The organism is Prodigiosinella confusarubida (genome assembly GCF_002847015.1).
GTDB lineage: Bacteria > Pseudomonadota > Gammaproteobacteria > Enterobacterales > Enterobacteriaceae > Prodigiosinella > Prodigiosinella aquatilis.
This window is the reverse complement of sequence record NZ_CP025085.1, coordinates 2,852,505-2,867,688: the sequence shown is the minus strand read 5'-3', so window position 1 is coordinate 2,867,688 and position 15,184 is coordinate 2,852,505. Positions and strand designations below refer to the sequence as shown.

At 55.7% G+C, this 15,184-nt stretch carries 5 protein-coding genes; 2 read left to right on the top strand and 3 right to left on the bottom strand.

What is annotated here, in order from left to right:
• Window position 1 precedes the first annotated feature (1 nt).
• Window positions 2-3,019 carry a CHC2 zinc finger domain-containing protein gene (locus CWC46_RS12900; RefSeq protein WP_021016154.1) on the bottom strand — a complete coding sequence of 1,006 codons (3,018 nt, stop codon included), beginning with the start codon at window positions 3,017-3,019 and terminating at the stop codon, window positions 2-4.
• Between the two features lie 131 nt (window positions 3,020-3,150).
• Between CWC46_RS12900 and CWC46_RS12895 the strand changes: the two genes are divergently transcribed.
• Window positions 3,151-3,489, top strand: a complete 339-nt coding sequence (locus CWC46_RS12895) for a helix-turn-helix domain-containing protein (RefSeq protein ID WP_051391521.1) — start codon at window positions 3,151-3,153, stop codon at window positions 3,487-3,489.
• Between the two features lie 57 nt (window positions 3,490-3,546).
• Entirely contained in the window at window positions 3,547-3,771 is a 225-nt protein-coding gene (locus CWC46_RS12890; RefSeq protein WP_021016156.1) for a SymE family type I addiction module toxin, read from the top strand.
• 49 nt (window positions 3,772-3,820) lie between these two features.
• Here the strand turns inward: CWC46_RS12890 and CWC46_RS12885 are convergent, their stop codons facing one another.
• Both CWC46_RS12885 and CWC46_RS12880 read right to left on the bottom strand, forming a co-directional pair.
• A complete protein-coding gene (locus tag CWC46_RS12885; protein WP_021016157.1) occupies window positions 3,821-4,138 on the bottom strand; it encodes a hypothetical protein in 318 nt (105 codons plus the stop codon).
• Window positions 4,138-15,174 carry a hemagglutinin repeat-containing protein gene (locus CWC46_RS12880; protein WP_021016158.1) on the bottom strand — a complete coding sequence of 3,679 codons (11,037 nt, stop codon included), beginning with the start codon at window positions 15,172-15,174 and terminating at the stop codon, window positions 4,138-4,140. Before CWC46_RS12880 ends, CWC46_RS12885 begins: the two co-directional genes overlap by 1 nt.
• Window positions 15,175-15,184 lie beyond the last annotated feature (10 nt).

Genomic DNA, 15,184 nt, shown 5'->3' with positions numbered 1-15,184 from the left:
GCTACGCCTCCTTGTTTACATTCGGGGCGATGGCAGCAGCACGTTTTCTTTTTCCTCTTATTGCTGCGTTTTCAGCAACCCCGACTGCTTCACTCGCTAAGCCTTGCTGACTCTGGCCTGACATTACTTTTTCACTGTCCGACTGACTACCGACCACACCCCGACCGGAGACCGACTGAGCCGCTTCCAGACCCGACCGGGTATCGCTGCCCTCACCTGCCGGAACCGCTTCCGACACGTCCAGCAGCCCGCACAGGTGCGCCCCGCCGCCCTCTTCCCCGTCCCACAGCAGCCCGTATTCATACGTCAGCCCGCGCCGGAACAGCAGCAGGTACTCCATTTCCAACAGCCGTGACAGGTGGATTTTCAACTGCGTATCGCCCCAGCCCAGTACCGCCCGGATGTCCCGCCGCGTGAACCTGACCTCCTCCGCTTTCAGCGCCTGTCCCTGTGCCGTCTCCTGTACCCAGCCCTTCAGCCACACCAGTAACTTTCTGGTTTGTGGCGGCATCTCGTCCAGCGTCCGGCCCAGCACCTCATGCGCCAGCCGGTTGGCTAACACGATATCGCTTTGCGCCACCTCGATATACTCGATAACCGCGCCCCGGTGTTCGACCCGCTTCACCGCCCGCTGGTACTGGTGCAACAGCGCGATACTCTGTATCAGCGTCAGGTATTTCATATGGTCGCGTCGGGTGCGGGTTTTATCGCTCAGGAACGTCAGCCGGTCGGCATACGGATTCACCACCTTCAGTGGCCGCAGCAGCCGTTGTGCATTCTGGTGCAGCCGGGTCAGATACTGTTTTTCTGAGAACTGAAGCAGCCCGGCCAGCGTCTGACCGTGACGCTGCATCGCATGTATCGCCTGTGTCTGCTCTCTGGACTCGTTCACCGTCAGTACCAGACAGCGATTTAACAGTTCTTCGTCCACATCGATGGCCGTGGTGGTCAGCATCAGCATCACCGGCCCCTGCACCTTGTATTCCCGTGTCACCAGTTCGCCGCTCTGCTCGTTCTTCCCGGTTGACGCTATCTTCAGTTCCCCGTCCGACTGCAACAGCTTCAGCGCATACGCCGCCTGTCTGACCCCTTCTTCTTCCGCTATCGCCAGTATCTTGTGCTGTAACGAGGTTTCGCCAAGGTAATACAGGCTCTGACCGGTCATCGCCGAGTACTGGATTCGCTCCTCTTCCGGCATCAGCCCCAGCACCGCGTCCATCAGTGACGACTTGCCTGCCGCCGAGCTACTTTGTATCAGCACGGCCAGCGGTTTATCCAGCTTGCGCGACGTCGCCGCCAGATACCCCATCAGCAGATTGGTCGATTCCCCCACCACGCCACAGGACGCGAGGTCGTCCACGATACGTTCAGCCAGGTCGGGGGCGTTGAGTAACTCAAGCGCTGCCGCTTCGTCTTCACCACTCACCGTAATGGCAACGGGTTCCGCATTCTCTGTACCCCGCCGCTGCTCGTCCTGCTTCTGCTCCAGCATCAGCAGCACCCGCCCGCACTCGCGCTTGATGACCGACACCTCACAGCCCAGTTCACCCGCTGCCGCGCTGATATAGCCCTGACGATGACGCGAACTGTACATGTCCAGACTGTCCACATGGAACGCGCCAGTTGACTCATCCCGCACCTGCACGTTCACTTTCATCACTTCAGCCACGCTGTTCTTCTGCCAGCCCCGCACCCGCCACACCCGTGGTCCGGCGCGTAACAGCAGCTCACCTGCATCCGTCTGTTCGCATGGCACCACATCAACCGCAGGTGCAGAGGCGGTTAAAGAAGAAGCTCCACCGTCCACTTCAGATACTGGCGTTTCATGCGAGAACACCACACCCGGTCCGATTCCCTTGCCCATCCATTGTGCCTGCTCCAGCGCCAGCCCTAACGCCGCTTCAGGATTACCGCTTTTCAGCGCATAGGCATTCGCATCCAGCCCTTGCGGGAACTGCACCCGCCACGCCTCGATACCGCTTTCCAGCAAGTCACCGGCCACAGCTTCCGCACCCCGGTCGCCCGCCTCATCCCGGTCATACGCTATCAGCACCCGCTTCACGCCGTGGTACTGCAACGCCGCCAGATGCTCAGCGGTAAAACCGTTCGCCCCGTAAGCGGTGGTCACGTTGCGGAACCCCGCGCACCAGAAGGTCATGGCATCGATTAACGCTTCACACAGGATGACCTCTGACGACGCCTTCAACGCTTCCTCATTCCACACCCCGCTTAACGGTGACGGCAGATACAGATGCTTCGCCGCGCCTTTTTTCACCGCGTAGTCCGCCGTGGTTCGGCGACCGTATAACTGCAACACCCGACCCCGCTGCGCCACAGTCGCCGACTCCGCCCAGCCGATAACCGGCATCACCACGCAGCCCCGGAAGTGGTCTTGTCGTGTGGTTTGACGAAGCACCCCCAGTCCGGCCAGCCGCTCACGCAGCCGTTTTCCCTCACCGCTCGCACTGGAGGGCAACACTCCCGCACTGCCGCCGATACCGTGATGCCCCGCGAACCCTATGCGGAAGTGGCTCACCAGTTCGGGATGGTTCAGCCCGCGACTGACCAGCCACTGTTGTGCCTCCGGGTTGTTCAGCAGATTCTGGTGATAGAAGTCGATAACCTGATGCAGCAACGCCTGACCGTCATCATCCAGATCGGACAACGGCGTACGCACCAACGGCGGCGAAGCCGGTGAAGCCAGTGAAGGGACGGCGGCTAAAGAAGAAGCCGAACCGGCCAGTTCACGCAGCCGCACCAGAGTCTGCGGATAGGTCAGTTTCTCGGTGTGTTGCAGCCAGTCCAGCACCGACCCCGATGCGCCGCAGCCGAAGCAGTGATACAGGTTCTTTGACGGCGTGATGACGCAGGACGGGGTTTTCTCCCGGTGGAACGGACACAGGCACACCACGCTGTCGTCACCCTGCTTTTTCAACCGATGACCCTGATTCTGTGCCACAGTCAGCAGCGACACCTCACGCTTGAGTCGCGTCAGCTCTGCCGGTGTCATTCGTCCCATTCCGCTGCTCCTGTAAAAACCTGTCAATAACCGTTTAATGTTTTTATTAAATACCTTATACTGTGTATATGTCAAACAGTATTAGAGGGGCAGGTTACAGTATGGCTACGTCAACTTTGTGGTTCTTACCGATGAACTTTCCTACCCGACTGATACAACTGCGCAAAGCCGCAGACCTGACTCAACAGGCATTGGCCGACAGCGCGTCCATTCATGTGAACCAGATACGCCGCTATGAAGCGGGGTCGGCTCAACCCACCTTAGACGCCCTCATCAGGCTGGCTAAAGTGTTGCATGTCTCGCTGGATGGACTGGTGTTTGATGACCACGAGCGTGGCCCGTCTGATGATTTGGCGTTGCAGTTTGAGGCCGTCAGCGGGATGCCCGAAGAAGAGCGCCGTATTATCAAGGCGTTACTGGATGGGATGATACTGAAGTACCAGGCTAAACAGATTACTGAGCGCGGTTAGAACAGGCGGCAACCTGTCCCAACCGCTCACCACAAGCAACTATATGAGGTAGTTACTATGGCTGGACGCGATTCTAAGTCAGAACCCCGCGTAACTGAAGTAAAAGAACCCCAGCGGCATTACACCGTCGGCTACGCCCCCAATGGCATGAAGGGCAACCCGCCGCCACAACTCACGCTGAAGGGCCGATGGCTGGAAGACCTCGGCTTTAACACCGGCCAGCCGGTTATCGTCACCGTCGAGCGCGGGCGGCTGGTGATTGAGGCGGAACTGAGAGTCTGACAAGCCGGTAAAAAGACGATCCCGGCGTGAAGGCCGGGATCACTGGCGGTTAAAAATAGTCTGGATCTATCCGGCCTTCTACTTTCAGGATCTCAAGGAAGCGTTTGTAGGCAGTTTCGTCACCTTCAAGTAAATCATCGAGTAATTCTTCTTTAATAAGCGCGGAATAATAAATCCCATAGCCATTGTTACCAAAATAGGTAAAATTCCCAGATAAATCGGGATCTATGATTTCTACATCTTTAGCTTTGTATGCAAGTAACCCTGCATATCCTTTTGAATGTCCAAGAAAATAAGTTTCCTGAGCTATGCAATACATTGCAAAAACTTCAATGATTTTTTCAGAACGCTTAGTTTTTATTTTCATTATTTATCCCTTATTGATGGGCCTGGTTGCAACGGATTCGCTTGTGGAGATGTAATTTTCATGTCGTAAGCCTTACCCGTATTTGAATTATATTGATAATGTATTGTGATATTAGAACCATCGGGTAATTCATGAGTAACTTGCATCTTCTGGAATCCTGCTGATGCAGGGAAACGAGGATCTTTATTCATCCCATCAAGTTTTTGTCCAGCCGATGGATTAGCCTTAACTCCATTCCACAGAACCTTCTCATTCAAATCCCTTGGGAATGGATTCTGTATCCCTTTGGCTGTCGTGATTGTTTCAGCATTTCTGATTAACTGTTGCTGCTCTTTCGTCAATGAAGACAGGCCAGAACCAGAACCACCGGATGCAGGTTTCTCTACTGTCAGAGCATAAATAACACCCGCCAGTATTCCCTTTTTAAGATTGTCTTCATGCAGTTGCGTGTTGTTGGCGACGGGCTCCAGTTCTGATATGGAGTAAGCAGCCAGTTCCTGACACTTCGCTGTACATTCTGGTGATGCGACAAGGGCTTTCAGATCAGCCAGTGCATCTTTCTGCTCGGCTATTGATATTCCTGTAGATAGCGCCTGTTTCTGCTTATCTGCATCCAGCTTTTTCAGGTCAGCTACAAGCTGTTCTTTCTCGGCATCGGTCTTCGCGGCGGCATATTTCTCAGTGAAGGTTTTGATGTCCTTATCACTCAAAAAGTTATTCTCCACCGCATTACGACCCGCCTGGGCACCGCTGGCCGCGCCGGTAGTATCTCCCGCCGCCAGGCCAGATGCCAGTCCCGAGGCCACTGTCGCCAGCGCGCTTACCGACTGTTTCTCCGCTTCCGTCAGGTCTTTCGTTTCCTTGCCCGGATACAGATACCCCATGATGCTTCGCGCCGCCAGCTCTCCACCAGCGGCGCCCACTGCACCGGCGGCTACATTCTGACCGGAAAGTTCGGCTACCACCGCACCCACTACCGCGTGGCCCATCGCGTTCGCCGCAATATCCGATGCCGTCGCTTTGCTGCCGTCCTGCGGCATCGTGGCCGCTTTCACCAGCTGCGCCAGATACGGTGCCGACGCCCCCGCTAACGCCTTCTGGATATCGCCGCCCGCCAGCGCCGTCAGCGCCGCCGTTGCTGCCTGAGCCGCCCGCTGGAAATCGCCCCCCGTGCCATAATCCTTCATCGCCGCCTTATAGGCCGGGGTCTCCGTCAGCGCCTTTTTGTAATCTTCCCACGCTTTTTCCGACCCATCCTCCGCTGGGCGGTTGACTTTCGACTCGCCGCTCGCTTCCGCCGCTTTCTCCGCCTTGATGGCGCCCTGCGTACGAACGATGTCGATGGCCTGCCCGCCAATTTCTCCTATCAGTTGCGCCGTTTGCAACCGTTTTTGTTCCTTCTCCTTGTCGAAGATGGGGCTCAGCGCGTTGTTGGCATGCTCGACGTCGTGGCTGAGCATCGTCACATCCTGCGTCTGCTGCGCCTGATTACGGACTGTCAGCGTACCGTCGCTGACCGCTGCATAGGTGCTGCTGCTGGCGTTGCCGCCACTGCCCATCGCCATCAGCGCCGACGGCACCGTCAACGCCGCCGATTTCAGCATATCTGTACCACTCAGCGACGGGCTGGCACTGAGTCCGATACCCGTATGTGATACCGAGAACTCGGCTTTATTGCCGATATCGCTCCAGCCCAGCGTGCCGGTATCCAGCCGGTTTTTGTCTGCACTGGCCGTCGAGCCAATCACCGCCCCGTCTAACTGCGTGTGGTTGCCGACATCAATGTCATAGCCGCCACTGCCCGCAAATAACCCGCTCTGTTGCTGCACGCTGTCGAAATTGCTGTGCATCTTGTCCTGGCTCACACTCAGGTAACCACTACCGGTCATTGAGCCGAAGGTAAAGCTACCGCCTGCCGCGACAGTAGTCTGCTTCGAGTCGTATTGATTACTGTCCTGCTGACTTTGCACTAACAGGTCGCCGCCGACATTGGCGCTGACCTGCTCACCGCTGACCTGCGCACCAATCAGGTTGGTGTCTCCACCGCTGGTCAGGCCGACGCGCTGCCCCGCATCCACCGTGGTTTCTGACCAGCTGTTACCGCTGCCCAGTTCCCGGCCTTTGGCTGCATTAACATTGGCAAAAACACTGAGCCCGGCACCCCCATTACTCAACCCGAAACTAACGCCGATGTTGCCGCCGCTGCTACTGTTCTTACCACTGAGTTCCTCACTGTTACGCGCCGACAGCAAGTTGATGGCCTGTGCCGCGTTCAGTTCGACATTGTTGACTGCCTTCAACTGACTGCCAACCGCCGTGATATCACCACTGCGCGCTGTAATGCTGATGTCATTACCGGCACTCAGTGTAGAGGCAAAGCTTTGTGTCTGTTCACTGTGTTGACTGCTGCTGGAATGCTGTGCGCCTGCCGATACACTGATGCCAACAAATGACGATGCCCCTTTATTGTTGGTGGCCTGCTGCGTTCCCTGGTACGCCTGATAACCGGACAAAACGGCTTTCATGCCCTGTAACGCGGCCAACCGACCATCGCTCGCTTTACGCACAGCTTGAATGCTTTGCACCGCGCTGTTGAGCGCCGATCCCACTACGCCGGAGAGCGCCACCGTCAATCCGGCGGTTTTTTGCTCGGATTTTTGTTCCTGCTGGCGTTTATCGTAACCCGGATCGACAGTAACACTGTTGCCCGTCAACTGGACATCACGGGCCGCAATAACATCCGTTCCCGCCAATTTGACATCCTGGCCGGCATTAATACGCACCGATCCACCGGTACTGCCCAGCGTGCTGACGCTCTGGCTCTCGGTCGCCGCCTTATCTCTCAGCTTTTGGCTGACCGACGTGGAGCCGATAGTAAAGCCGATACCCCCGCCACTGAACAACCCACTGGTCTTCTTGCTGTGTTCTTCGTAGTTCTGGTAGTTCTCCACACTGGCAGCGGTGTTGACGTTGTTTTTCGCCGTCAACGCCACATCGTCTTCGGCCGCCACTGATGAGCCCTGCACATTAATATCATGTCCGGATGTCAATGCCACACTGTTGCTCGAGAGCAGTGTCCCTTTCTCGGTGGTTTGCAGCGTGTCCTGTAAATTATGAGTTACACTCCTTGAGAACAGTCCCTTTTTAACTTTGGTTTCTTCAAAGAAATCATGCTGACTTTCAGTCGCCGACAGCAGGTTGATATCGTTGCCGGCCTTTGCCGTCAGTGCGCCGTTTGTCTCCGCCTGAGCAGCCTGTAGGTTGATGTCATTGCCCGCACTCAGACTCAATCCGCGACCGGCGTCCAGTGTCGTACCCTGCTGACTGACTGTCTGACGCCAGTCAGCGTGACGATCCCACCAGTGACCGCTGTATTGTTCCTGCGTGGCCGACAGCAGGTTCAGATCCCGCCCGGCAGATAGCGCCATATCGCCCGTCGCATTCAGTCCGGCGGCCTCGGTGGTCAGGTCACGCCCGGCGCTCAGGCTGAGATCGCCTCCGCTGGTCAGTTGGCTGGTCACCAACCCCTGGGTACGATTCTGGCTGGTGCCGCCGCCGCGAGTGTCGACCGTATCCTTCAGCGTGTGTGCCGCATTCAACGTAATGTCATTGGCAGCGCTAAGGGCCATGCTCTGGCCGGCGCTTAGTTGTCCGGCATTCAGTTGGATATCATGCCCAGCCTGTAATGTCAGGGCATTATCCGCCACAATACTGCCGGTTTTACCCAGATCGGTGCGTGTCAGCGAACCGCTACCCCGACCGTCTTTCGCCGCTGTCTGCCACTGATTTACCGTAGTGGTGTTAATAATGTCGCCATTGATGCTGGCCAGCGTGACATTATTCCCCTGAATGGTGGCACTGCTGTTCGTCAGATTGCCCAGCGATACCAGATTAAGGCTGCCATTCGATTTCAGCAGTCCACCTTCGCTATTCTCAATTTTATCGCCGCTGGCAATGGCCAGCGCCTCAACCGCTTTCACCGTACTGCCGCTATTGGTGACCGCACCGCCCGCGCTGAGGCTGACGCTGTTGGCGACAATGCTACTGCCTTGCAGGTTGCTTTGGTCAGCCTGCGCCAGATAGAGCTTCGGCGCCAAGACTGTCTGGCCGTTGACGGTAATGTTCTCCCACCAGACGATGCTGTGACTCAGCCCTGCCACCTGATCAGGGGTGAGGCTGACCCCCAGTTGCAGGTTGAGACTTTTTTGCGCCTGTGCGGCGTTATCCAACAAATACTGCATCTGCGCCAGATCAGACCCCAGGCCATTCAGATAGCGTTGACCGGTCTGATCAAGTAGCGCATTGCTGATATAACGGGTGTCAAAAGTGGCATCACCAAGGAAACGATAGTCATGATCCGCATCCAGATTCAGTTTGCCCAGCAGATAGCTGGAACCAAGGAACTGATTCGCCTGCGTCAGTTGGGAACGGGTTTCCACCTTCGCCTGCGTGGCCGGAGTCTGATTCAGCATACCCTGTAATTCACTGAACAGACCGTTGTCTACCTGACCCAGTTGATCCAGCTTCGGATTACTGTGGATCAAATAGTGACTGTCGCTGTTCGGGTCTACGACAAACAGCCCGTTATTGCCGGATGGCAACGGGTAGTCCGTTAGCGTCTGCTGGTTCAGTTGTTGTAAACCCTGATTGATCGACGTTATCAGATCCGACGCAGAGAGATTGCTGAAGGGATGGGCCGGATCAACGCTAATCGCCGCTGCCTGTACGCCCGGCTGTAATTCGAGTGTCGGCGTGCTGCTGTGAGATAAGGACAGGTCGCTGTTGCCGGTACTCAGGCTGCGGTCACCCGGTTGAGTCAATCCGCCCAGCGAAGAGACACGCGCTAGCGTGGGGATTGCGGCAGCGGGAATAAAACTGCCACTGCCCGGCTGTAAACTGGTATTACTGATATTACTGGTGAAACTGGCGGTGATAGATCCACCGGCCTGAATCGTGGCGTTATAGTTTTGGCCGGGTGTGAATTCGGTGATGGGGTCGCCAATTAGTTCATAGTCTATATATTTATTTATTAAATTAAATTTAGAAACCCAACCGTCATTTTTTCCACTACCACTATGATATTTAATATAATCATAGGACATACCATCCTTACTATTATCTTTAACATTAACAAATTTATAATCAGATTGATCACTATCTGGAAGAAAATATCTTCTGTACCGATTATTCTCAGGATCTACTACTCCATTATACTTATAAAGAAGATACTCTTTTAAATATCCAGACTGATAAGATTTGTTATTTAATACATCACCACTCATTGAAATATTATTCTTTGAAAATATAGATGATGCATTATTTAATATTGATTTTGCATTTACAAAAAGATTAGAAGCAGAGCTTATCTTCGCCGCGGTATCTTGAGCATTAATAGAAATAAATTTACTTGAGATTTCTATTTTTTGATCATAAGCCTTAGCGTAAGGCACTTTGAAAAAGTAGAAGTGATATATATCATCATCATGTCCGGTTTTCCGGCTTGTATCATACTCTGCAATCCCAAGCTCCCCATCTTTAAACCAACTTATGGGAATACTTGCTGTCGTCCCCCCGGCCCAGGATGGCATATCTGCTGTGCTGCTATTACTCTCTGTCACCACCAGCCCTTCCCGCTGGTTGGTTAGATTCCCGGTATTAATGTTGATATCGCCGTGCTGGGTTTCGATAGTGCCGGAGCTGTTTAAAATACTGCTGTTAGCCGTGCCGTTTTCATCCCGCTGTAACCACAGATTATTACCCGCCAGAATATTGCCGAAGCGATTAATTAACGAATCCGAGAACAGCCGCAGATTATTTCCGGCGTAGACCAAACTGGTGTTATTAACCACCCCACCGGCACGCAGTAATAAATCCCCCGCGGCACCAATAAAGCCCTGATTGCTGATCCCTCCACGGCTCAGCAGTGATAAACTATTCCCGGTTTGTATGCTGCCACTCGCCGTCTGGGTGATATCGGCAGCGCTCAGCGTGGAATTACCGCTGCCGGCCACAATTTTGCCCTGATTGGTCAGGTTTCCGCTGCTGGTCACCGTCACGCCATTGCCTTGCAACGTCCCGGCTTGTACCAGATCCCCGGTGACGTTCAGCGTCAGTTGCCCACCAGCCGCCAGCGTGCTGGCGAACCTCATCGGGTTCAATATGTCGGCTTGCAGGTTGCCCAGCGCCACCAGTTGGCCATTTTGTTCCAGTGTCCCGGTTTTCAGCGACATATCCCCGGCGCTGTAGAGTTTCGCCCCGGCGACATTGGTGATGCGATTCGCCTGTAACGCCAGCCGCGTCAGCCCCAGCAATGCGCCGCGATTGTCGATAGTGTCGGCGGTGATGTCCGCCTGTCCTACTTGCAGCGTGCCGCTGTTCACCCACTGAGGCACGGTGAGCGTCAGTGCATTTTGTACTTTCAGAGTACCGGCGTTGGTCAACTGTTGGGCATTCAACGTCAGATCTTTCCCTTGCAGCCAGCCACCGTTGTCTACCTGGTTAGCGTTCAGCCCGGTATTGCCGCCAGATAAGATCTGTCCGTTGGTCTGGTTAATCAGGCTATTATCGGCCCGCAGTTGTAGCGCCGTGCTCCCCTGTATATTCCCCTGATTAGTGATGTCCGTGCCTCGTAACCTGACATCCGCAGCATTGATCGTTCCCTGATTGCCAAGCGTGACGGCACTGAGCGCGCTGGCGCCGTTACCCAGTATCTCGCCACCACGGTAGTTGGTTAGCGAGCCAGAACTGTTCAGGTCCAGGTCGGTCAGCCCCACCAACCGCCCACGGTTATCCAATGAACCGGTGGTAACCTGCAACTGGCCCGCGCCAGTTTCTCCCGCCTGGCTGAACGTCCCCGCTTGTACCGTTAGCAGACCATTGCTCAGCAGATGACTGTCCGCCCCAGTGGTCAATGCCCCGGTCAGATTCAGCGTGCCGCCGCTTTCCGCCTGTACAATTCCCTGATTGTCGAAGGCACCCCCGTTCAACACCAACGCAGCGCTATCCCAACGCCCGCTGTTACTGAGTTGGTCACCATGTAATGACAGTGTGTCACCCGCCTGTAGTAAACCACCACCCTGATAGTTACCGTCCAGTGACAAACTGCCCTGCGTCAGCCAGTTTCCGCTATTATCCAGTTGGTCAGCGCGAACGTTCATGTCGCCGCTACCCGCCAGCGTACCCTGATTATCTAATTGACTGACCCGGAACTGGCTGTCACCGCCCACGGCAACTGTACCGCTATTGCTGAACAGGCCGGTCGGGGCCGCACTGCTCAAACGGCGTTGTGCCAACAGTGAGGTGCCTAACAGACGCGATGTTACCGGTTCCGGTGCAGTATATGGTGACAATGTCACGTCCAATGCACCATTGCTCTGTACTCGACCGGTGTTGGTGAACTGCTCGGCCTGCAATGTCAGATTACCGGCTTGCCATTCGCCATCGTTGCTCAGGCGATTGGCCGTTAGTACCGCTGCGCCTTGCGTCAGCAGTTTGCCCGCCGTCTGGTTACTGAGGCTGTCTGTTGCCGTCAGCGTCAGTGCCTTAATCCCCAGTATCTGCCCGGCATTAGTGACGGTGTTCGCATTCGCCGTCATGGTATCGGCTTGCCACTGCCCACGGTTATCCAGTTGCGTCGTACGCAGGCGACTATCGCCCTGACTCAGCCACTTTCCGGTGTTGCGGGCGCTATCGCGTATCGCCAGCGTCAGCGCATCCAAGCCCAATAGCGTACCGCTGTTATCCAGAGAGTCGGCCCGAACGTCGAGCGTTTGTCCCTCCATCCGCCCGCTTTGCGTCACTGCCGCCGCCTGCACAGCCAGAGCCGCCGAGCTGCCAATCATTCCCTGATTATCGAGATTACCGGTCAGACGCACGTCAGCGCCATTCACGCCCAACAGGGTGCCACTGTTGCTGAGCGATCCGCTAGTCACTGTCAATTGGTTACTGTTGATATTGCCATCGTTCGTCAGATCGTCGTTCAAACTGAGGTTCAACCGATCGATGCCGGTTATCGTCCCTCCGTTGGTGAGATGGTCCGCCGATAACATCAGTGCGTTACTGCCCAGCATCCCCTGATTGTCCAGCGCACCGCTGAGCGTCATGTTTAGCTGGTCGATGCCGGTCATCGTCCCTGCGTTGGCGAGACGATCCGCCGATAATGTCAGTGCGTTACTGCCCAGCATTCCTTGATTATCCAGCGCGCCACTGAGCGTCATGTTTAGCTGGTCGATGCCGGTCAACTGTCCCCGGTTAACCAGGTGCTGACCACTGAGCACCAGTTGCCGGGCCTGCAACGTACCGCCGTTATCCAGCGAGGGAGCGGTCAGGGTCAGTGTCGCACCGCTCAACCCGTCACCATCGTTGGTAACGGAGTGGTGGGCATTCAATGCCAAATCCTGTGCTGCCTGCATGTGCCCGCTGTTCAGGATATCGGTAGCATCCAGCCGCAGTGTGCCGCCTTGCAAACGGCCTTGATTGCTCAGCCGCTCACCGGTGAGTTGCCAACCGCCTTCCGTCAACATGCTGCCTTGATTATCCAATTCGGCCAGCGTTACACGTCCATTATCTCTCAAACTGATGTCTGCTGTGTTCAGCCAACGGCCAGTATCCAGTTGTAACTGCCCCGCCTGCAACCGACCTCCGGTTGCCATACTGCCGCTTTGCAGGGTCAGCATGCTGCCACTCAGCAACATGCCATCCACCGTTTGGCTGAACAGGGTGTCAGTGGTGAGGTCGGCATCCCCCTGAGCCTGTAGCGTCCCGGCGTTGATCAGGCTGTTGGCATGGATATTCAGCTGGTTAGCATTGATCACGCCGTGATTATCCAGCGACGACGCCGTCAGTTGCAGCGTATCACCAGCCAGCAATGTTCCCTGATTATCCAGGTCACCGTTCACCAGCAGGTCGACACCTTTCTCTGCGCCCAACGAACCCTGATTTATCAGTGAATCCGCCGTCAGCGCCAGTTGACGACCGCTGATCGTTCCGCTGTTATCCCAGCGCCCGGCGTGCAGACTGACTTGTCCACCCGATAGTGTGCCGCTGTTGATCAGATCACCCGCACGGATGTCCAGCGCATGGCCTGCCAACAGGTTGCCCCTGTTATTCAGTTCGGCCAGCGTGACCCTTCCGTCACCGCCCAGATTGACACCGGCGGTATTCAGCCAACGCTGTGTGTCAAGCGTCAACTGTTGCGCCTGAAGATGCCCTGCGGTCTTTAGATCGCCGCTTTGCAGCGTCAGCATATTGCCACTCAGCAACATGCCATCCGCCGTCTGGCTAAACAGGGCATCAATGGTGAGATCGGCATCCCCCTGAGCCTCTAATGTACCGGCATTGATCAGGCTGTTGGCATGAAGACTCAATTGGTTAGCATTGATCACGCTGTGATTATCCAGCGACGCCGCCGTCAGTTGCAGCGTATCACCAGCCAGCAATGTTCCCTGATTATCGAAGTCACCGTTCACCAGCAGATCGACACCTTTCTCTGCGCCCAGCGTACCCTGATTTATCAGTGAATCCGCCGTCATCGCCAGTTGACGACCGCTGATCGTTCCGCTATTACTCCAACGTCCGGCGTGCAGACTGACTTGCCCACCCGATAGCGTGCCGCTGTTGGTCAGATCACCCGCACGGATATCCAGCACATTGCCCGCCAGCAGGCTGCCTGACCAGTCACCCTGGGTCACGCCGCTCAGCGACAGGTCGTCGCTTGCCTGCCAACGACCGCTACCTGTTAACACACCGCTCTCCAGCCGAAGTGTTTCACCGCCACCTTCACCATTCAGTTCGGCGCTGGCGCTGCCAAGACGGAGTGTTTTCCCAGCACGAATAACCCCGGCCGCATCCTGTTGCAGATGCCCGGTTGCCGTCAACGCCACCTGGTCTGCCACCAGCTGGCTGTGGTTTATTGTGACATTGTCACCTTTTATCGTCAGTTGATTCCCTGCCTGGATTGTTCCCTGACGGTTTACTCCTGCGCTTATCGTGCTGCCTGTCGACTGAATCTGTCCGTTGGACGATAAAGTAATGTCCTGCGCTGATCGCAGCGTGCTGTCTTGCAGGCGGATGCCGTGCTGTCCCTGTAAATCGAGCTGCCCGCCCGCCTGTTGTTTGCCTTGTACGGCCAGTTTTCCGCCCTGCAATTGAATATTGCCCTGAGCAACCACATTCCCTACCGTCAGTTCACCGTTGGCTGCCAGCGTAATGTCGCCGCTGCGCGCACCAAGATTACCGGTATTCACCCCGACGCCGTTTTCCGTTGACACCAGACGGATGCGGTTGGCATACATTCCACCCAGCACGCTGGTATCCAGCGCCAGTGTGGGCGCGGCACTGCCCGGCGTCTGTGGTGTGACGCTGCCATCACTGCCGACCCGGTTCGCCCCCAGGACCACGCGGATATCTTTGGCATTCAGTCCGGCTTGTAGTGTGGCGGTACGGGCGATCAAGCTGAAATAGTCACTGTCGCTGGCATCCACCCCCTGGCCGGTAATAGTGATATTGCCGTCACGCACATCCAGTGCCTGTAACTGCCCGTTGGCATCAAATTGCGGTTTACCGGTGGTCAGCGTGACCTGCGGGATATTGATAAATCCACAGCCATTACAGGTAATGCCATACGGATTGGCGACCATCACATTGGCTTGCTTGCCAGCTACTTCCAGATAACCAGCCAGTGTGCTGCGGTTTGAAGAGACCACTTCGTTGATGATGGCGTCAGCCGCTTTGCCATTCAGATTGGGGTTGTTCTGAATCAATCCACCCAGTTGGGTGGAGTTCAACCGTGCCGTACCGTTATTAAGAATCAGGCCCGATTTGCCGACATTGAAATCGTTATATTGGTTATGCGATATGCCAGCGGCGTTGGGCGTGGCGATATTGACAATCGGCACACCATTGCCAGCGTTATCCAGTGAAGTATTGCCCGAGGCGACGCTCACTGCTGCAGCCATTGCTGGCAGCAGTGGCTGCATGGCAACCAGATAAATCAGCACATAGCTCAACAAGCGCTGTGTGGTCTTGACAGGTTTCATCCCTGAACTC

Bases quoted from the DNA above. Each gene is read 5' to 3' on its own strand.
- CWC46_RS12900 (WP_021016154.1), bottom strand. From the start codon at position 3,019: ATGGGACGAATGACACCGGCAGAGCTGACGCGACTCAAGCGTGAGGTG.
- CWC46_RS12895 (WP_051391521.1), top strand. From the start codon at position 3,151: ATGAACTTTCCTACCCGACTGATACAACTGCGCAAAGCCGCAGACCTG.
- CWC46_RS12890 (WP_021016156.1), top strand. From the start codon at position 3,547: ATGGCTGGACGCGATTCTAAGTCAGAACCCCGCGTAACTGAAGTAAAA.
- CWC46_RS12885 (WP_021016157.1), bottom strand. From the start codon at position 4,138: ATGAAAATAAAAACTAAGCGTTCTGAAAAAATCATTGAAGTTTTTGCA.
- CWC46_RS12880 (WP_021016158.1), bottom strand. From the start codon at position 15,174: ATGAAACCTGTCAAGACCACACAGCGCTTGTTGAGCTATGTGCTGATT.